Genomic DNA, 18,079 nt, shown 5'->3' with positions numbered 1-18,079 from the left:
TCGCTACCCTCTCAGTCGCAGCGGGCGGTCACAGCGCCACCGGCTCGACGGCCGGCTTTCCGGACAGTTCGGCGAGGGCGCGTTCCCGGTCGAAGGCGCGCTCCCAGATGCTGACCACGATGCTGGCCAGCATCTGGCCGCACAGGCTGACCAGCCCGCGGGCCATCGACATGAACCGGTCCACGCCGAAGATCAGCATGATGCCGGCGACGGGGATGGTCCCCGTGGTGGACAGCGTCGCGGCCAGCAGCACGAAACCGGCGCCGGCGATGCCCGCCCCGCCCTTGGAGGTGATGAGGAAGACCGTCAGCAGCCCGAGCTGCTGCCAGATCGACAGGTTGATGTCGAAGGCCTGCGCGATGTACAGCCCGGCGAAGCCCATGTAGAGGCAGACGCCGTCGGAGTTGAAGGCGTACCCGGAGGGCACGACCAGGCCGACGATGGGCTTGGGGCAGCCCAGCCGCTCCAGTTTGGCGATCAGCTGGGGCATCACCGCCTCGTAGTTCGCGGTGCCGAGGGTGATGAGCAGTTCGTCCTTGAAGTAGCGGTACAGGCGCAGGATGTTGATCCCGCAGAGCCTGGCGATCACGCCCAGCACGACGAGGCAGAAGAACAGGCCGGTCAGCCAGAACAGGCCGACGAACGCGCCGAGACTGGACAGGGTGGTCGCGCCGAACTTGCCCGTGGTGTACGCCATCGCGCCGAACGCGCCGATCGGCGCCAGGTACATCACCAGGCGCACGATGCCGAACACGGCCTCGCCGATCCGCTCCACGCCCTTGGTGATCGCGCTGCCGCGCGTGCCCAGCATGACGACGGCTATCGCGAACAGCACCGAGACGAGCAGCACCTGTAGGACGTTGCCGTCGACGAACGCCCCGACCAGGCTCTTGGGGATGATGTTGACGAGGAAGTCGTACCAGTGCGCCTCCTCGCCCTGGGTGACGTACTGGGCGGCCACGCCCGTGATCTTGATGTTGCCGGCGACGGCGTGGACGCCGTCGCCGGGCCGCAGGACGTTCATCACCACCAGGCCGATGATCAGGGCGATGGTGGTGACCACCTCGAAGTAGACCAGCGCCTTGACGCCCACGCGGCCCATGCTGGTCAGCGCGCCGGCCGAGGCGATGCCGGTGACGACGGTACAGAAGATCACCGGTGCGACGAGCATCCGGATGAGCGCGATGAACCCGTCGCCGAGGGGCTGCAGGGCGATGCCGGCCTCCGGGGCCACCAGGCCGAGTACGGCTCCGAGCACCAGCGCCACCAGCACCGTCACGTACAGCTTGGTGGTGAAAGCGGTTCTCAACATCACACACCTCGTTCGTCGGTCGCACAAGTGTGCGTCAGTTAAACAGCGAGTGTGACGGACGTGTTAATTGCGGTCAAGAGTCCCCTCTAAGGCTTCAGGGGCCGGCGAAGCCGACATCTCCTGAAATGGCGTGCGCGGTGGCCACGACGCGCGGGACGTAGCGCTCACGCAGCTCGTCGACCGAGACCCGGCCCGCGTTGGCCGAGACGTTGATGGCCGCGATGACCGCGCCCGTGCCGTCGCGGACCGGTGCGGCGGCCGAGCGGACGCCCTCCTCGCGCTCGCCGTCCACCAGGGCGTACCCCTGCTCGCGGACGCGGCGGAGCTCTCTTTCCAGCTCGGCCGGGTCGGTGATCGTATGCGGTGTCAGGGCCTTCAGTTCCACCGAGTCCAGGTAGCGGCGCAGGGCGTCCTCCGGCAGGGCGGCGAGCAGCACGCGGCCCATGGACGTGGGGTAGGCGGGCAGGCGGGATCCCACGCTCAGGACGATCGACATGCTCCGGTTGGCCGGCACGCGGGCGACGTACACGATCTCCTCGCCGTCCAGGGTGGCCGCGGAGCACGACTCGCGCACCTCGTCGGCCAGGGCGCGCATGTGGGGCTGCGCCCGCTCCCAGATCGGCAGCGACGACAGGTAGCCGTACCCAAGACGGAGCACCCGCGGCGTGAGCCGGAAGCGGCGATCCACGGCCTCGGCGAACCCCAGCTTCACGCAGGTGAGCAGGATGCGCCGGGCGGTGGCCCGGGAGAGCCCGGTCAGCTCCGCCGCCTCGCTGACCGTGAGCGAGGGGTGCTCGCCGGAGAACGCCTGGAGTACGCGGAACGCCTTCTCGACGGAGTCGATGACGTCGGGATCCTGCCTTGACATATCTTGAACCTCGCGATCTAGACTACAGACGCACATGTGTTCGCCCGTCGCACAGCAAGGGCGTTCAGATCCCATTGTCCTCGGGAGGTGAGGGTTGGTCGGCCTGCTCTTCGTCCTGTCGCAGCCCCGCGACGGTGACGAGCCGGAGTTCCACGACTGGTACGACACCGAGCACGGCCCGGCCCGCCTGGCCCTGCCGGGCATCCACAGCGGCCACCGTTACCGCGCGATCGACGGTGCCATGCCTGGCTGGCTCGCCTGGTACGACCTCGACCTCGGCGTGCTGGACACCGACCGCTACCGCCGCCTGCGCGCGGAACGCAGCCCGCGCGAGAGCACCGTCATCGGCCGTCTGCGCACGCTCGAGCGGCGCGTCTACGAGCCGGTCGACGAGCACGGCCGTGGCAGCGGCCCGATCCTGCTGGCCCGGTCCCTGACGGTGCGTCCGGAGGCCGAGGCCGACTTCCACGCCTGGTACGCCGAGGAGCACATCCCCGCCCTGCACGAGATCCCCGGCTGGCACCGCACCCGGCGCTATGTCCTGCGTGACGGGAACGCTCCACGCTTCCTCGCCCTGCACGAGCTCAGCGGAACGGACCTGTTCGACACCGACGCCTATCGCGCGGCCACAGACACGCCCTGGCGGACCAGGGTGATGGCCGCGGTCACGGAGAGCGAACGCCGCCTCTTCACTCACCATCTCACGTTCGGGGGAACACCTTGCCAGCCCGTCTCGACGCCTTCCGCCCCGGCGACCTGACCGCCGAACAGCGACGGCTCTACGACCGCCTGCTCGGCAGCCCGCGGGCGACCGCTCCCCGTCCCTTCCCGCTGGCCGACGAGGAGGGCCGGCTGCGCGGGCCGTTCAACGCCATGCTGCTCAACCCGGACCTCGGGCACGCCCTCCAGGAGCTCGGCGGCGCCGTCCGCTACCGGACCGGGCTCACTCCCCGGCAGCGGGAGATCGCCATCCTCGCGGTCGCCGGGCACGAGCGCTCGGACTACGAGTGGAAGGTACACAGCCACGCGGCCCTGCTGGAGGGCCTGACCGAGGCGCAACTGGCCGGCCTGCGGGGTGGGGCGGACCGCCCGTTCGACGACCCGGCCGAGCGGGCGGTCCTGGAGGCGGCCCGCGAGCTGCTGCGTACGGGGGATCTGACCGACGACACGTTCGCGGCGTCGATCGACGTGCTCGGTCAGACCCGCCTGTATGAGGTGGTCACGCTGGTGGGTTACTACCGGCTGCTGGCCGCGCAACTCCGGGTCCTCCGCGTCGACGGCTGACCCGCCCGCCCTTCGTGTCCTACCTCTCCAGTACGACGGCCAGGCCCTGGCCGACCCCGATGCAGAGGGCGGCCAGGCCGGTGCCGGAACCGGCCGCCGACAGTTGGTGGGCGACCGTCCCGGTGATGCGAGCCCCCGAGGCGCCCAGGGGATGGCCCAGGGCGATCGCCCCGCCGTACGGGTTGACGATCCCGGGGTCGAGCTCGGGCAGCTCGGCCAGGCAGCCGAGCGCCTGCGCCGCGAACGCCTCGTTCAGCTCGACAGTCGTCAGGTCGCCGAACCCCTTGCCCGCCTTGGCCAGGGCCTTCTTGACGGCCTCGACCGGGCCGAGGCCGAAGTAGCGGGGTTCGAGCGCGCTGACGCCGCTCGCGGTGATCCTGGCCAGCGGTTCGCGCCCGCGCAGCCCGGCCTCGTCGGTGAGCAGCAGCGCCGCGGCGCCGTCGTTGAGCGGGGAGGAGTTGCCCGCGGTGACCGTGCCGTCCGCGCGGAAGGCGGGCTTCAGCCGGGCGAGCGCCTCCAGCGAGGTGTCCTCGCGGATGCCCTCGTCCCGGGTGAGGTCGCCGACAGGGACGATCTCGCGGTCGAAGGACGCCTTGGCCGCCTTCTGATGGCTGGCCAGCGCGAACACGTCCTGCTCGGCCCGGGATATGCGGTGTTTGTCGGCGATCAGCTCGGCGCCTTCGCCGAGGGGGACCGTGTGCTCGGCGGGCATCCTCGGGTTGACCAGCCGCCAGCCGAGCGTGGTGGACACCAGCTCCTGACCCTTGGGGGGGAAGGCCCGATCCGGCTTGGGCAGCACCCACGGAGCGCGGGTCATCGACTCCACGCCGCCCGCGATCACGGTGGCGGCGTCGTCTAGGGCGATCGCCCGGTACGCCTGGATGACGGCCTCCATGCCGGAGCCGCACAGCCGGTTCACGGTCGCGCCCGGCGTGGTCACCGGCAGCCCGGCCAGCAGCGCGGCCATCCGGGCGACATTGCGGTTCTCCTCGCCGGCGCCGTTGGCGTTGCCGAGGATCACCTCGTCGGCGGCGACCTCGCCGTTGCGGTCCACCAGCGCCTTGATGACGTGCGCGGCCAGATCGTCGGGGCGGACGCCGGCCAGCGCCCCGCCGTAACGCCCGAAGGGTGTGCGCACAGCGTCCAGGACGTAGACGGTTTTCACGACAGGACCTTCGCATCCGTACGGTCGCGTAGGTGCGCGACGCTCACGCCGGGCGCGGTCTCCACCAGCGCCAGGCCCTGGGCGGTGACGTCGAGGACACCGAGGTCGGTGATGATCCGATGCACGCACGCCTTGCCGGTGAGCGGCAGCGAGCACTCCTCGACGATCTTGGGAGACCCGTCCTTGGCGGTGTGGTCCATGATCACGAGCACCTTGCGGGCGCCGTGGACCAGGTCCATGGCTCCGCCCATACCCTTGACGAGCTTCCCGGGGACCATCCAGTTGGCCAGATCGCCGCGCGCCGAGACCTGCATCGCACCCAGCACCGCGACGTCGATGTGACCGCCCCGGATCATGCCGAACGACAGCGACGAGTCGAAGAACGACGCCCCCGGCCGTACGGTCACCGTCTCCTTGCCCGCGTTGATCAGATCCGGATCGATCTCCTCCGGCGTCGGGTAGGGGCCGACGCCGAGGATGCCGTTCTCCGAGTGCAGGGTCACGTCCACGTCAGGCGGTAGGAAGGACGGGATCCGGGTGGGCAGCCCGATGCCGAGGTTGACGTAGTCGCCGTCGCGCAGCTCGGCCGCCGCGCGCGCGACCATCTCGTCGCGGGTCCAGCTCATGACGCGGTCCCTTCCGGGGGAGTGGAGACGGTACGCCGTTCGACGGGCTTGACGGCGGCCTGTTCGGGGGTGAGCGCCACGATGCGGTCGATGAAGACACCCGGCAGGTGGACCTCGTCGGGATCGAGCTCGGTCAGCTCCTCGACCTCGGCGATCGCGATGCGCGCGGCCATCGCGGCCAGCGGGTTGAAGTTCCTGGCGGCCTTGTTGAAGACCAGGTTGCCGTGCCGGTCCCCCTTCGCCGCCCGGATCAGCGCGTAGTCGGTGGTGATGGCGTGCTCCAGCACGTACTGCCTGCCCGCGAACTCGCGGACCTCCTTGGGCGGTGAGGCGAGCGCGACCGACCCGTCAGGAGCGTGCCGCAGCGGCAGCCCACCGTCGGCGACCGGCGTGCCGACCCCGGCCGGGGTGTAGAAGGCGGGGATGCCGCTGCCGCCGGCCCGCAGCCGTTCGGCCAGGCTGCCCTGCGGGGTCAGCTCCACCTCCAGCTCGCCGCCCAGGTATTGCCGGGCGAACTCCTTGTTGTCACCGATGTAGGAGGCGGTCACGTGGGCGATCCGCCGATCGGCCAGCAGGGTGCCCAGGCCGCCGCCGTCGACTCCGCAGTTGTTCGACACGACGCTGATGCCGCGTACGCCGGAATCGTGCAACGCCTGGATCAGCACGTCCGGGATGCCGCAGAGCCCGAAGCCACCGACCGCGAACGACGCCCCGTCCCGAACATCGGCCAGCGCCTCATGGGCGGTGGCCACCACCTTGTCTCTCCGCACGGCACTCCGCTTCATATGTGTTCGCTAGGTGAACTTAAATTCATTATTATCGTCGAGTATGGGGAGCCGAATCGCGCCCTGTCAAAGTCCTTGAGGACTTGAAGGCTCGAAGACTCGAAGGAGGAGAGCGGATGGAACCGGCGGGCACTCTGGAACGCGGGCTGGCCGTCCTGCGCGTGCTGGCCGCCGGTCCCAGGCGGCCGATGCGCGCGACCGACCTGGTACGGGCCACCGGCCTGGCCAGATCGACGATCGACCGGATCGTGGCCACGCTCGTCCGGCTGGGCTACGTACGGGCTGAGGAACGCGACGTGCTGCTCGCGCCGCGCCTGATGGAGCTGGGCGAGGCGTACCTGGCGTGCGGCGGTCTGGGCGCGGCCCTCGATGGGTACGCCGAGCGGCTCGCCGACGAGCTGGACGAGTCGGTGTCGCTGGCCGTGCGGGACGGGGACGGGGTCCGCTTCGTCGGCCGCTTCGCCCGGCGCCGCACCATGTCGGTGGCCTTCCGGGTGGGCGACCTGCTGCCCGCCGACCGCTGCGCGGCCGGCCTGATCCTGCTCGACCCCGCCGCACGGTGGGCCGAGGACGACCAACTCGTCGAGCCCGGCTTGGTGGCGGTCGCGGTTCCCGTACGGGACGCGAGCGGGACGACGGTCTGCGCGCTGACGGTGGCCAGCCACACCAGCAGACACACGGCCGCAGGTCTGCGTGATCACGCTCTGCCCAGCCTGCTGAAGACAGCGGGGGAGATGGAAACGGCCTTGGCCGAGCCGGTTGCGTCGGGTGAGCGGGTTTCACCATCGCACTCGGCCGTGTCGGGCGAGCGGGGCAGGCAGTCTCAGCCTGTGGTGTCGGCCGGGCGGGGCTCGTCTCTTCCGGTTGTCGTGGGAGTGGATGCGTCGCGGGCGACGAAGGAGGAGCTGGGGGCGGGTTATCTTCAGTCGCTGGCTCGCGGTCTGGCCGTGCTGGTGTCGCTCGGCTCGGCGCGTGGCGGGGTCACGCTGGCCGTCGCGGCCAAGGTCACCGGGCTGCCTCGGGCCACTGTCCGGCGTGCGGTGCAGACCCTGGAACGGCTGGGGTACGTCACGGCCGACGGCAGCCGGTTCGTCCTGCTGCCCAAGGTGCTGGAGCTCGGGTACGCCCATCTGTCGGGCCGGAGCTTCGGCGAGATCGTCCAGCCGCACCTGGTGGACCTGGTGGCGCGGGTCCACGAGTCGGCCTCGGTCGCGATGCTGTCCGGCGACGACGTCGTCTACGTGGCGCGCGTGCCGACCGTCGCCATCATGAGCGTCGACATCACCGTCGGCACCCGCTTCCCCGCGTACGCCACCTCGATGGGCCGCGTCCTCCTGGCCGACCTGCCCGGGGAACGGCTGGCCGGGATGCCCTCACCCCCGCTGACCCCCCACACGCTCACCTCACCCGCCGACCTGGCGGCAGCCGTACGGCAGGCGGCCGTGGACGGCTATGCCCTCGTCGACCAGGAGCTGGAGGAAGGCGTGCGATCCATCGCGGTGCCCATCCGCGACCGGAGCGGCCAGGTCGTCGCGGCCGTCAACGTCGCCACCCACGCCAGCCGCGCCACCCCCGCCGAACTGCTCCGCGACGTCCTGCCCGCGCTCACTGAGGCGGCGGCACACATGGAGGCGGACCTGGCCCACATGCGCCCGTCCTGACCGCTCCGCTCGGCCCGACCTACGCTGCCGACCCGCCCGGGCCGACTGGCCCGCTCGAACCGCCGGGCTTGCCGGGCTCGCTGGGGTCGCCCGACCCGCCCGACTCGCTGGGCTCGCCCGGCCCGACTGGCCTGAGCGGTCCGACTGGCCGACCTGCTGGGCTCGCCAGGCTGGCTGGGGTCGACCAGCCCGACCGGCCCAACCGCCCCACCGGCCCGGCCCACCACCCGACCCGATCGGCCCACTCGACCCGAGCGACCCTCCGGGCTCGTTGGGGTCGACTGGCCCTAACGGCTCGACTGCTCCGCTAAGGTCCTTGGGCTGATCTCGAACCCCTCAGGAGTCACTTCCCGGCACGCATACGATCACCTGTCGGATCACTTCGCCGGTCTCCCGCGCCAAGTCCCTCAGCTTCACCACGTGCTGGACGCGAGTAACGGGCGTGAACCCCGGCCCGCCGAGGCCGACCGGGGTTCGCCGCCCTATAAGGGCTAGGAGGAGCCGTTGATCAGGGCCATGGCCAGGTCGGGGCTGAATGTCCCGGCCGGGATGCCCTCGCCCAGGTTGCAGCTGCCGTCGGAGTCGCCCGGCACCTTGACCCAGAAGACGTACTCGGCACCGCTCGTCTGCTTGGCGGGCGCGCTGCCCAGTCTGCGGCCGGGCGGGTTGCACCAGTTGTTCTCGCCGGTCCAAGGGCCGTTGCCGTTACGGCTGGTGTCGATCACGTACTTCTTCGCGCCGACGGTCCCGGACAGGTAGCCGTTGACCGCGACCGAGTAGCTCTCGGAGTCGGCCGTGGTGATGTAGTTGGACACGTTCACGGAGAAGCCGCGCGTGTTGGCGATGCCCGACTTGACCAGCCGCGTCGCCATGTCGTCGGCCGCGACCCAGGTGGCGTTGCCCGCGTCGAGGTAGACCCAGGCGTTCGGCGCCTGAGCACTCAGCACCTGGGTGGCGTCCAGCAGCATCTTGTACTGGTCTTCCGGCTTGGTCGCGCAACTGGCGGCGGCGACGCCGTCGGGCTCCAGCACGACGATCGCGTGCCTGGTGCCGATCGCCTTGGCGAACTCGGTGATCCAGGTGTGATACCCGGCCGCGTCGCCCGCGCCGCCGCCCGACTGGTTCGCGCACGCGTCGCGGTTCGGGATGTTGTACGCCACCAGCATCGGCAGCTTGTCCTGGGCCTGGGCGGCGCCGACGTAGGTGTCCACGGCCAGCGTGAGGTCGGTGAACCAGCCGCCGAACCACTCGAAGATCGGCTTGTTGGCGATGTTCGAGCCGATGGCGGTGGCCTCGCTCGTGCCCTGGTGGGTGGAGACATACTTGGCAGGGTTCGACTGGTCCGAGACGTACAGTGCCGTCGGCCGGGTCGTCTGCGTCTCCATCAGCGAGATGTTGTCGAAGCGGACCGTCGGGGTGCCGCCGGACCCGCCGAGCTGGAAGGTCACCTCGGCGGCCGTGTTGGTGGCGGCCGCGGCCACGAATGGGATGCTGTAGCGCTTGCTGCCCGTGGTGAGCTGGACGGCCGCGGCCAGCGACTGGTTGGAGCTGGGCGTCGCCACGTACTGCACGGTGGTGGTGGCCTTGAAGGCCGTCGTGGAGTACGCGTCGAACGAGAGCGTGTAGTTCTTGCCCGCGGTCAGCGCGGCCGTGGTGGGACTGGCCACCATGGCGTCCCACGGGTTGGTGACCACGGCTGTCACGTTCACCCGCATGCGGGCGGACTCGGCCGTGACCGTCGTCTGGCCGATCGCCTGCCAGGGGGCGGTGGTGCTGGTGAAGACGCCGTTGCCGATCAGCTGGGCGGCGGCGGAGGCAGGCTGGGGTACGACCAGGACGGCAGCCACGACCGCGGTTAAGGCCGCGGCGGCTTTTGCTGCGATAAATCGCACTAAATCACCTTTCAGTGGGGTTCGCTCAAAGAGCGTTGTCGGCGCAGGCGCTGAGCGCGCACGCCAGCCGCACTCGAAAAGACATGCCGGACCTCTCTCGGCGCGGTACCGCAGCGTCGGCGTTGATCATTACTGACCACCCTAGATACGGTCAAGGGATTGCGTATGGGGAAATGTCCGTTACACCGGCCCTCTTCTCCATGGGGCAGGTCATGGTCTACCGTCTATGGGAGCGCTCCCAAGCGATATGCCCACGGCATCTACGCAGGCCAGGTGCGTTTTCTGAGAAAGGTACCGCCATATGACGACTCTGGTTCGCCGTGGACTTCTCACCGCGCCCAGGGTCGCCTTTGGTGGCGGCTGCGGCTCGACAGCCGAAGCGGGCGCGACGATCGTGCGGGTGGTCAAGACCTTTAGCTCGGCACGGTGATGATCCCCGTGCGGATGGGGATCGGCCCGCTTTATATGGTCATGGTCCGGCTGGCCGTCAGATCATCGGCGGCATCATGGAAGGGTCCGTCAAGGCATGAGTTTTCTCTGGGGCGCGGCGACGTCCAGCTATCAGATCGAGGGCGCGTTCGCGGAGGACGGCAGGGGGACGTCCATTTGGGACACCTTCAGCCGCACCCCCGGCAAGGTGCGCGATGCCGAGAACGGCGACGTGGCCTGCGACCACTACCACCGTTACGCCGACGACGTGCGGTTGATGGCGGGGCTGGGGTTGCAAGCGTACCGGTTCTCCGTCGCGTGGCCGCGGATCGTGCCGGAGCGCGGGGTGGTGAACCAGCGCGGCCTCGATTTCTATCGCCGCCTGGTGGACACGCTGCTGGAGCGCGGCATCACGCCGTGGCCGACGCTCTATCACTGGGACCTGCCGCAGTATTTGGAGGACGCGGGCGGGTGGCCTAACCGGGACACGGCCTATCGGTTCGCGGAATATGCCGACATTGTGCATACGGCGTTGCGGGATCGGGTGGCGAACTGGACGACGCTGAACGAGCCGTGGTGTTCCGGACTGCTCGGATACGCGGGCGGCGAGCACGCGCCGGGGCGTCAGGAGCCGTCCGAGGCAGTCAAGGCGGTGCACCACCTGCTCCTGGGCCACGGCCTCGCCATCCCCCTGCTGTCCGGAAATATCGGCATTACGTTGAATATGTCGCACGTGACGCCCGCCACGGCGTCGGAGGCGGACGTGGACGCCGCTCGCCGGATCGACGGCATCCAGAACCGGCTGTTCATCGATCCGGTGCTGCTCGGCTCGTACCCCGAGGACGTCGTCGGCGACCTGGCACCCCACAGCGACTTCTCCCACGTCCTGGACGGGGACCTGCAGATCATCTCCCGGAAGATCGACATGCTGGGGATCAACTACTATTCCCCCGCCCTGGTGGCGGCCGGCGAGCCCGCGCCGTCCGGCAGCACACCGTGGATCGGCGCCGAACACGTCCGCTGGGTGGACGGCGGCCGCAAGCGCACCACCATGAACTGGGAGATCGACGAGAACGGCCTGCTGGAGCTCCTCCAGCGCGTGCACAAGGACTACCCCGCCATCGACCTCTACATCACCGAGAACGGCGCGGCCTTCGCCGACGAGCTGAGCGCCGACGGGGCCGTGCACGACCCGGACCGCATCGATTACCTGGAACGCCACATCAACGCCTGCGCCGAGGCGACGCGCCGGGGCGTGCCGCTCAAGGGCTACTTCGCCTGGTCCCTGCTGGACAACTTCGAGTGGGCCCACGGGTACGGGCAGCGGTTCGGCATCGTGCACGTGGACTTCGACACGCAGCAGCGCACCCCGAAGGACTCCGCCCTCTGGTACGCGGCCCGCATCCGCGAGGGCGGCCTGGAGTGATCCCGCCGCTCAAGCGGTGCAGGCCATCGCCCAGCTCATCCGTACTTCTCCGTATATGTACGGGCAACGCCCAGTAGCTCGGACTCCATCCACTCGGCGGCGGCCAGCGTGCGCGGGAGCAGGTGGCGCTCCGTGGTGGCGGCGCGGAGCAGCAGAGCCGCGGTGATGTCGTGGTCGGGGCGGCGGACGACGGTGATCGGGTCGTCCGCGCGGATCTCTCCCGGCGCGATCACCCGGAGCAGCGCGCCGGTGCGGCCCACCTCGATGAACCGCTTCATCCAGCCCTGCTCTCCGACCCACCCCGCGAAGGTGCGGCAGGGAATCCGGCCGGCGGTCACCTCGACCACCAGGTCGGAGCCCACCTGCCAGCGTTCCCCGATCAGTGCTCCGGTCACGTCCAGGCCGGACGTGGTGAGGTTCTCGCCGAAGGCGCCGTTGGCGAGCGTACGGCCGAGAGCCTGCTCCCAGGCGTCCAGATCCTCGCGCGCGAACGCGTACACCGCCCTGTCACTCCCGCCGTGGAAGCGGCGGTCGCAGACGGCGTCCCCGGCCACGCCGCTGCCCGCCGTGCCCTTGGGGCCGACGGGCGACACCTGGACCGGCCCTGTCACCGGGCGTTTGTCGATGCCCGTCACCCCACCTGCGGCATCGGTGTAGTCCACGGGCATGGGGCGGCCGACATTGACCGACAGAAGTCTCATGGTCCCCAAGCATTACCGATCATTTGCATGCGGAGCGAACACTTTTGGGGCGATCGGTGAAGGAGGGGGGACCGATCCCCGCTACGGAAGACAGGCGATGACGCGAAGAGCTAAGACATGGCCCCGATGACGGAGCGGGTGGCGGACGCCGCGATCATCGAGCGGTCCTTACGGGAGCCGGAGTGCTTCGCCGAGCTGTTCGACCGCTACCACGCGCCGATCCACGGCTATGCCGAGCGGCGGCTCACCCGGCCTCTGGCCGACGACATCGCCGCCGAGACGTTCCTGATCGCGTTCCACCGGCGTGACACCTACGACCTGTCCCGGCCGGACGCCCGGCCGGACGTACGGGATCGCCTCGAACCTGATCTCCCGCCACCACCGGGCCGAGGTCCGGCAGTACCGCGCGCTGGCCAGGGCCGGTGTCGAGGAGAGCAGCGAGGACCACGCCGACCGGATCGCCGGCTCGCTGGCGGACCGCCCCTGGCTGGCGGCGGCGCTGGCCAAGCTGCCCGCCGCGGAACGCGACGTGCTGCTGCTGGTCGCCTGGGCCGAGCTGACCTCCGAAGAGGCGGGCAAGGCGCTCGGCGTCGCGGCGGGCACGGTCCGGTCCCGGCTTCACCGGGCCCGTACGAAGATCCGCGCCGCGCTGGACCCGGCACTCGCCAGAAAGGACAATTGATCATGAACGACCACTCGGACGCCGATCTGGACGCCTTGCGCCGTGCCTGGCCCGAGCCCGCCCCGCCGTCCCATGAGACCTGTTCCGCCGCCAGGGCCGCGCTCCTCCAGGAGGTCACCGCGGCGGTTCCCCGGCGTGCGCGCCGCTTCCGCCTGCCTCGCGCGGCCGGGCGGGTCCTCGCGGTGGGAGTGTTGGCCGCAGCGATCACGGTGGTCCCGTTGGTCGTCGAGAACGTGGTAGTAGACGCGCCGCGCCCGATCGTCCCCGGCCTGGCGATGCCGGCCGCCAACGCGCAGGTACTGCTCCACAAGGCGGCCGCCGCCGCCCGCGACCGGCCCTTCACCGCGCCCCGCCCGGACCAATGGATCTACATGGAGACGCGCCATCAGGGGGTCGGCAATCCCGCCCCAGGCCAGGTGCAGACCCCGGAGACGCCGCGGAAGCCCACGGTGGATCGGAGTTGGACGCGGGCCGACGGCAAGGTGCTGGTCACCTTCGAAGGCGGCAAGATGGTCCGCTCGCCCACCGGAGGGGGCATGCCCCCCACCAGCTTCGCCAAGGTGGCGGCGCTGCCAACAGATCCCGATGCGCTCCTGACCTGGCTGTACGGGAACATGGGCGATCACGGCGAAAAGCGGGATGTCATCGCGTACAGGATGCTCGGCTCCCTGCTCGGCAACAACCTCGTCCCCCCGGCTCAGGAGGCGGCCGTCTACCAGGCGATGGCCAAGATCCCCGGGGTGACGGTGAACCCGGACGCGGTAGACGTCGCAGGACGTCCGGCGCTGGCCGTCGGCAGCATCGAAGACGGCTGGGTGGGCCACGAGATCCTGCTCGACCGGACCACCTACACATACCTGGGCGAGCGCGCCGTTGCCATCGCCGACTTCTCGTACATCACACAGGACACCTTCTACGCGATCAAGAAAGGGACGATCATGACCCTTGCGGTCCGCCTCGCCACCGGAATCACCGACAAGCCCGGAGTACGGCCCTGAACGGTGGTACGGCCCGCCCGCGCCGGTGGGCGGTGCCGGCGGCGTCGCTGCTGCTGGTGCTCCCCTCGGCGGTCAACCTGGCCGGCGGGCTCACCTGGATCTGGACACCGTCGCTGCCACTCCCACTGCTCCACCTGCTGACGCGGGCCGGCCTGCTGGACGGGTGGTTGGTGCTCGATCTCCTGGCCGCCTCGGGCGTGCTGGCCGGGGCCGCCTTGGCGGCGCTGGCGGCGCGGGAGAGGACAGCCACCGTCGTGCTGCTCGCCGGGGTTTCGGCGATCAGCCTCGCCGCCGGCGTGCCGGGGGGTGCGTGGCTGCCTACTTGGTACGGCGTGGCGTATGGGGGAGCACTGGTCATATTACGGAGCCCTGGTCGACGCCGTCCCGGCTGATCGTCGGCCAGGTCAGCGCTTCGACTCGGCGATCGTTGCCGTCCGGTCGCGGGGCGGCGGCTGGATGTCGGCCTTCACGCCCCAGTCGGAGAGGTGGACGTCGTAGACGAAGCCGAACCATCCCTGACCATTGCTGGCACCCTTCATAGTCTCGGCTTCCGGCTCACGCCACTTGCTCCATGCTCGGCGTACGAGGCGGTCTTCGCCGATCCAGAGACGCCAGGAGACAGTCCAGTCGGTGTATTCGGGCTTGCTCAGAAAGCCGAAGTCCTTGGCCGGGTGGGCGTCGTGTAACTGGCCGAAGGTGATCGTCCCCTGATAGAGGGTGGTGCGGGTGCCGTCGTAGGTGCCTGCGGGCCGTTGGCTTGTGGTGGTGGCGAGCACGGCTTTGAAGGTCGCCGGCTCGTCGAGGCGGATGAAGCCCGATCCCACAGCCAGCTCGCAAGGCCATTTGTAGGTGACCCACGTCTTCCCCTTGGGAAGGCCCTTCGGGTCGTACTGCCAGCCGCGCTTGCCGATGCAGAGGTTGCGGGTGCCGCGTTTCGCCGAGTTGTAGTCCCGTAGATCGGTCGCCACGACCTTGCCGTTGCCGAACCCGATGACGCCCTTCACGGGTTTGAGGAGATCCCAGCCGAAACCGGAGTTGAAGGTGTCGCGTTGGTCGATCCGCACGCCGTGGCCCTTGACGAGCTGGCGTTGGATCGCGGTGACCGGGTCCGGCGCGGCGCCGGCACTGGCGGCGGGTGCGCCGGTCAACGCCGATGCGGCCAGGGTCAGGACCGCGATCGCCGTTCCTCCTCGTGATGGCATCCGGTGATCTTCCCAGGCGTACGTCTCGCCGCGATCACGTTGTGAACGTTTCACCGGCCGCACCTGAGGTGACCCGGCAAGACCCGGAGGCCCCGGGTCCGCGCCTTGACGCTCCCCGTACGGCCGATAAGACTCACCGGCGATCCCCTCAAGTGTTAGCGATAACAGCGAGGTGGCACATGGCACGATCCATCCTCTCCATGGTGACCGTGCTGGTCGTGGCGGTAGCGGCGGCGGTGATCGCCGTCAGCCCGGCTGGTGCGGCGGTGGCCTATCCCAATCCCGGGTACGTGACCGGCAGCATCGGCGTGCACGATCCGTCGGTCGTGAAGACGTCGAGCGGTTACCTCGTGGCGCATACCGGGAACAACATCACGCTCAAGACGTCCACCGACCGCACGGCCTGGCGGGACGCGGGTGTGGCCTTCCCCGGCGGCGCGTCGTGGACGCTGCCGTACACCGGGGGCGGCGCCAGCCTGTGGGCGCCGGACATCTCCCGCCGCAACGGCAAGTACTACATGTACTACGCCGCCTCCACCTTCGGCTCCCGCAACTCGGCGATCTTCCTGGCCACCAGTGCCACCGGCGCCTCGGGCACGTGGGCCAACCAGGGTCTGGTCATCGCCACCACCTCGTCCAGCAGCTACAACGCGATCGACCCCAACCTGATCACGGACGCCGCCGGCAACTGGTGGCTGTCGTTCGGATCGTTCTGGACCGGAATCAAGCTGATCCCGCTCAACTCCTCGACCGGGCTGCGCTCCGGGACCGCGCTCTACTCAATCGCGCAGCGCACCGGCGGCAGCACGGCCGTGGAGGCGCCGTTCATCTTCCGGCACGGGTCGTACTACTACCTGTGGGTCTCTTTCGACCTGTGCTGCCAGGGCGCGTCCAGCACGTACCGGATCATGGTCGGCCGCTCGACCAGCGTCACCGGCCCGTACGTGGACCGCAACGGCACCGCCATGACCTCCGGCGGCGGCACGCAGGTCCTCGCCGGGCACGGCAGCGTCCACGGACCTGGCCATCAGGCGGTGATCACCGACAGCGACGCCGACGTGGTCTTCTACCACTACTACACCGACAACGGCGCCGCGCTGCTCGGCATCAACCTCATCGCCTACGACAGCGCCGGCTGGCCCTACGTCTACTGAGCCGTTTACGCCACTACCACCTCTCACTCCCTGGAGCCAGGCATGCTTCCCGCGCGAAGGTGCTCCCTCTCTCTCGTGCTCGTCGCGGTCCTCGCCCTGACCGGGACCATGGACGTCAACGTCGCCTCCGCCGCCGTGGCCAGGCAGGCGGAGAACCTGGATCGCGGCCTGATCAGCGTCCATTCCAGCGGCGGCAACCTGGTGTCCTGGCGCCTGCTCGGCACCGAGAGCCTGAGCACCGGGTTCAACCTCTACCGAGGCGCCACCCTCCTCAACTCGTCGCCCATCACGAACTCGACGAACTACCTCGACTCCGGCGCCGCGGCGAGTTCCGCGTACACCGTCCGCGCGGTGGTCGGCGGCGTCGAGCAGGCGCCCTCCGCGGCGGCGACGCAGTTCGCCAGTGGTTACCTGGACGTCCCGATCCAGCGGCCCGCCGGTGGCACCACCCCTGACGGGGTCGCGTACACCTACAGCGCGAACGACGCGAGCGTGGGTGACCTGGACGGCGACGGCCGCTACGAGTTCGTGCTCAAGTGGGATCCGTCCAACGCCAAGGACAACTCCCAGTCCGGCTACACCGGGAACGTGTACGTGGACGCGTACAGGCTGAACGGGACCCGCCTGTGGCGTATCGACCTGGGCCGCAACATCCGGGCCGGAGCGCACTACACCCAGTTCCAGGTGTACGACTACGACGGCGACGGCAGGTCCGAGGTCGCGATGAAGACCGCCGACGGGAGCGTGGACGGCACCGGCAGGGTCATCGGCTCCGCGTCCGCGGACTACCGCAACTCCGCCGGCTACGTCCTGTCCGGGCCCGAATATCTGACCATGTTCAACGGCCAGACCGGGGCGGCCATGTCCACGGTCGCCTACAACCCGCCTCGCGGGACCGTGTCGAGCTGGGGCGACTCCTACGGCAACCGGGTCGACCGGTTCCTGGCCGGTACGGCGTACCTGGACGGGCAGCGGCCCAGTCTGATCATGGCGCGGGGCTACTACACGCGTACGGTGATCGCCGCCTGGGACTTCCGCGCCGGGGCGCTGACCCAGCGATGGACGTTCGACTCCAACGTGTCCGGCTCCCAGTACGAGGGGCAGGGCAACCACCAGTTGGCGGTCGCGGACGTCGACGCCGACGGCCGGGACGAGATCGTTTACGGCTCGGAGGCGATCGACGACAACGGGAGCCCGCTGTGGAACACACGGCTGTTCCACGGTGACGCCCTGCACGTCGGCGACCTGATCCCGGCCCGCTCCGGCCTCGAGGTGTTCAAGCCGCACGAGAACACCAACCAGCCCGCCACCTCCATGGTCGACGCCCGGACCGGCGCCGTCATCTGGACGAACCCCTCCTGCGGGTGCGACAACGGGCGCGGCGTGTCCGACGACGTGTACGCGGGCAGCGCGGGCGCCGAGTCGTGGTCGGCGGCCGTCTCCGGGATCTACAACACCTCCGGCACGAACATCGGCCGCAAGCCCGGCTCGACCAACTTCGTGGTGTGGTGGGACGCCGACCCGGTCCGCGAACTGCTCGACGGCACGCACATCGACAAGTACGGCACCGGCGCCGACACCCGCCTGCTCACCGGTTCGGGCGTGCACGCCAACAACAGCACCAAGTCGACCCCGTCGCTGTCCGCCGACCTGTTCGGCGACTGGCGCGAGGAGGTCGTCTGGCCGACGACGTCGGAGACGGCGCTGCGGATCTACAGCACCCCCACCGCCACGACGCAGCGGCTGTGGACCCTCATGCACGACCCGCAGTATCGGGTGGCGATCGCCTGGCAGAACAGCGCCTACAACCAGCCGCCGCACCCGAGCTACTTCCTCGGGAACGGCATGGCCACGCCGGCCCAGCCGAACATCTACGTACGCTAGCCCCCGCAGC

At 69.7% G+C, this 18,079-nt stretch carries 18 protein-coding genes; 9 read left to right on the top strand and 9 right to left on the bottom strand.

Annotated elements, in window-relative coordinates:
- Positions 1–28: 28 nt before the first annotated feature.
- Both dctA and KLK06_RS25620 read right to left on the bottom strand, forming a co-directional pair.
- On the bottom strand, positions 29–1,312 hold the full coding sequence (gene dctA, locus KLK06_RS25625) for a C4-dicarboxylate transporter DctA (RefSeq protein WP_214638162.1): 1,284 nt from the start codon (positions 1,310–1,312) through the stop codon (positions 29–31).
- Between the two features lie 94 nt (positions 1,313–1,406).
- Positions 1,407–2,180, bottom strand: a complete 774-nt coding sequence (locus KLK06_RS25620) for an IclR family transcriptional regulator C-terminal domain-containing protein (protein WP_214638161.1) — start codon at positions 2,178–2,180, stop codon at positions 1,407–1,409.
- Positions 2,181–2,274: 94 nt separating this feature from the next.
- Between KLK06_RS25620 and KLK06_RS25615 the strand changes: the two genes are divergently transcribed.
- The gene (locus tag KLK06_RS25615) at positions 2,275–2,940 is read left to right on the top strand and encodes a DUF4286 family protein (protein WP_214638160.1); all 666 of its coding nucleotides are present in this window, start codon (positions 2,275–2,277) and stop codon (positions 2,938–2,940) included.
- Positions 2,901–3,464 carry a carboxymuconolactone decarboxylase family protein gene (locus KLK06_RS25610; RefSeq protein WP_214638159.1) on the top strand — a complete coding sequence of 188 codons (564 nt, stop codon included), beginning with the start codon at positions 2,901–2,903 and terminating at the stop codon, positions 3,462–3,464. Before KLK06_RS25615 ends, KLK06_RS25610 begins: the two co-directional genes overlap by 40 nt.
- A 19-nt stretch (positions 3,465–3,483) precedes the next feature.
- On the opposite strand, the gene KLK06_RS25605 is transcribed toward KLK06_RS25610, so the two are convergent.
- The 3 genes from KLK06_RS25605 to KLK06_RS25595 are packed head-to-tail and all read right to left on the bottom strand — an operon-like array spanning position 3,484 to position 6,025.
- Entirely contained in the window at positions 3,484–4,629 is a 1,146-nt protein-coding gene (locus KLK06_RS25605) for a thiolase family protein (RefSeq protein ID WP_214638158.1), read from the bottom strand.
- On the bottom strand, positions 4,626–5,255 hold the full coding sequence (locus tag KLK06_RS25600; protein ID WP_214638157.1) for a CoA transferase subunit B: 630 nt from the start codon (positions 5,253–5,255) through the stop codon (positions 4,626–4,628). Before KLK06_RS25600 ends, KLK06_RS25605 begins: the two co-directional genes overlap by 4 nt.
- On the bottom strand, positions 5,252–6,025 hold the full coding sequence (locus tag KLK06_RS25595) for a CoA transferase subunit A (RefSeq protein ID WP_308168444.1): 774 nt from the start codon (positions 6,023–6,025) through the stop codon (positions 5,252–5,254). The genes KLK06_RS25600 and KLK06_RS25595 overlap by 4 nt, the downstream gene beginning before the upstream one ends.
- Before the next feature lie 131 nt (positions 6,026–6,156).
- Between KLK06_RS25595 and KLK06_RS62435 the strand changes: the two genes are divergently transcribed.
- Positions 6,157–7,701 (top strand): IclR family transcriptional regulator C-terminal domain-containing protein, encoded by a 1,545-nt coding sequence (locus KLK06_RS62435; protein WP_214638155.1) that lies wholly within the window; start codon positions 6,157–6,159, stop codon positions 7,699–7,701.
- A gap of 491 nt (positions 7,702–8,192) precedes the next feature.
- Here the strand turns inward: KLK06_RS62435 and KLK06_RS25585 are convergent, their stop codons facing one another.
- Positions 8,193–9,593, bottom strand: coding sequence for a glycoside hydrolase family 6 protein (locus tag KLK06_RS25585; RefSeq protein WP_308168443.1), 1,401 nt, complete (start codon positions 9,591–9,593; stop codon positions 8,193–8,195).
- Positions 9,594–10,119: 526 nt separating this feature from the next.
- Between KLK06_RS25585 and KLK06_RS25580 the strand changes: the two genes are divergently transcribed.
- Positions 10,120–11,448: a GH1 family beta-glucosidase gene (locus KLK06_RS25580; protein WP_214638154.1), complete on the top strand. Its 1,329-nt coding sequence runs from the start codon at positions 10,120–10,122 to the stop codon at positions 11,446–11,448.
- A gap of 35 nt (positions 11,449–11,483) precedes the next feature.
- Here the strand turns inward: KLK06_RS25580 and KLK06_RS25575 are convergent, their stop codons facing one another.
- Positions 11,484–12,149, bottom strand: coding sequence for an MOSC domain-containing protein (locus KLK06_RS25575; protein ID WP_214638153.1), 666 nt, complete (start codon positions 12,147–12,149; stop codon positions 11,484–11,486).
- Between the two features lie 168 nt (positions 12,150–12,317).
- Positions 12,318–12,449, bottom strand: coding sequence for a hypothetical protein (locus tag KLK06_RS62430; RefSeq protein WP_308168442.1), 132 nt, complete (start codon positions 12,447–12,449; stop codon positions 12,318–12,320).
- A gap of 4 nt (positions 12,450–12,453) precedes the next feature.
- Between KLK06_RS62430 and KLK06_RS25570 the strand changes: the two genes are divergently transcribed.
- Genes KLK06_RS25570 through KLK06_RS25560 form a run of 3 tightly spaced genes read left to right on the top strand, consistent with a single transcriptional unit; the run spans position 12,454 to position 14,221 of the window.
- The gene (locus tag KLK06_RS25570) at positions 12,454–12,831 is read left to right on the top strand and encodes a sigma-70 family RNA polymerase sigma factor (RefSeq protein ID WP_308168441.1); all 378 of its coding nucleotides are present in this window, start codon (positions 12,454–12,456) and stop codon (positions 12,829–12,831) included.
- Positions 12,832–12,833: 2 nt separating this feature from the next.
- On the top strand, positions 12,834–13,829 hold the full coding sequence (locus KLK06_RS25565; RefSeq protein WP_214638152.1) for a CU044_5270 family protein: 996 nt from the start codon (positions 12,834–12,836) through the stop codon (positions 13,827–13,829).
- Between the two features lie 32 nt (positions 13,830–13,861).
- Positions 13,862–14,221 carry a hypothetical protein gene (locus KLK06_RS25560; RefSeq protein ID WP_214638151.1) on the top strand — a complete coding sequence of 120 codons (360 nt, stop codon included), beginning with the start codon at positions 13,862–13,864 and terminating at the stop codon, positions 14,219–14,221.
- A gap of 12 nt (positions 14,222–14,233) precedes the next feature.
- Here KLK06_RS25560 and KLK06_RS25555 read toward each other — a convergent pair whose 3' ends face one another.
- Positions 14,234–15,094, bottom strand: a complete 861-nt coding sequence (locus KLK06_RS25555; protein WP_214638150.1) for a hypothetical protein — start codon at positions 15,092–15,094, stop codon at positions 14,234–14,236.
- A gap of 116 nt (positions 15,095–15,210) precedes the next feature.
- Between KLK06_RS25555 and KLK06_RS25550 the strand changes: the two genes are divergently transcribed.
- Complete coding sequence (locus tag KLK06_RS25550; protein WP_214638149.1) at positions 15,211–16,185, top strand: arabinan endo-1,5-alpha-L-arabinosidase; 975 nt, start codon at positions 15,211–15,213, stop codon at positions 16,183–16,185.
- 108 nt (positions 16,186–16,293) lie between these two features.
- The gene (locus KLK06_RS25545; protein ID WP_250906070.1) at positions 16,294–18,069 is read left to right on the top strand and encodes a rhamnogalacturonan lyase; all 1,776 of its coding nucleotides are present in this window, start codon (positions 16,294–16,296) and stop codon (positions 18,067–18,069) included.
- Positions 18,070–18,079: the final 10 nt, after the last annotated feature.

The organism is Nonomuraea sp. NEAU-A123 (assembly GCF_018603905.1).
Classification (GTDB): domain Bacteria; phylum Actinomycetota; class Actinomycetes; order Streptosporangiales; family Streptosporangiaceae; genus Nonomuraea.
The sequence above is the reverse complement of the archived record's forward strand: the minus strand, read 5'-3'. Positions and strand labels throughout refer to the sequence as shown.

Coding starts and splice junctions, on each gene's coding strand:
- dctA (WP_214638162.1), bottom strand. CDS start 1,312: ATGTTGAGAACCGCTTTCACCACCAAGCTGTACGTGACGGTGCTGGTG.
- KLK06_RS25620 (WP_214638161.1), bottom strand. CDS start 2,180: ATGTCAAGGCAGGATCCCGACGTCATCGACTCCGTCGAGAAGGCGTTC.
- KLK06_RS25600 (WP_214638157.1), bottom strand. CDS start 5,255: ATGAGCTGGACCCGCGACGAGATGGTCGCGCGCGCGGCGGCCGAGCTG.
- KLK06_RS62435 (WP_214638155.1), top strand. CDS start 6,157: ATGGAACCGGCGGGCACTCTGGAACGCGGGCTGGCCGTCCTGCGCGTG.
- KLK06_RS25580 (WP_214638154.1), top strand. CDS start 10,120: ATGAGTTTTCTCTGGGGCGCGGCGACGTCCAGCTATCAGATCGAGGGC.
- KLK06_RS25575 (WP_214638153.1), bottom strand. CDS start 12,149: ATGAGACTTCTGTCGGTCAATGTCGGCCGCCCCATGCCCGTGGACTAC.
- KLK06_RS25565 (WP_214638152.1), top strand. CDS start 12,834: ATGAACGACCACTCGGACGCCGATCTGGACGCCTTGCGCCGTGCCTGG.
- KLK06_RS25550 (WP_214638149.1), top strand. CDS start 15,211: ATGGCACGATCCATCCTCTCCATGGTGACCGTGCTGGTCGTGGCGGTA.
- KLK06_RS25545 (WP_250906070.1), top strand. CDS start 16,294: ATGGACGTCAACGTCGCCTCCGCCGCCGTGGCCAGGCAGGCGGAGAAC.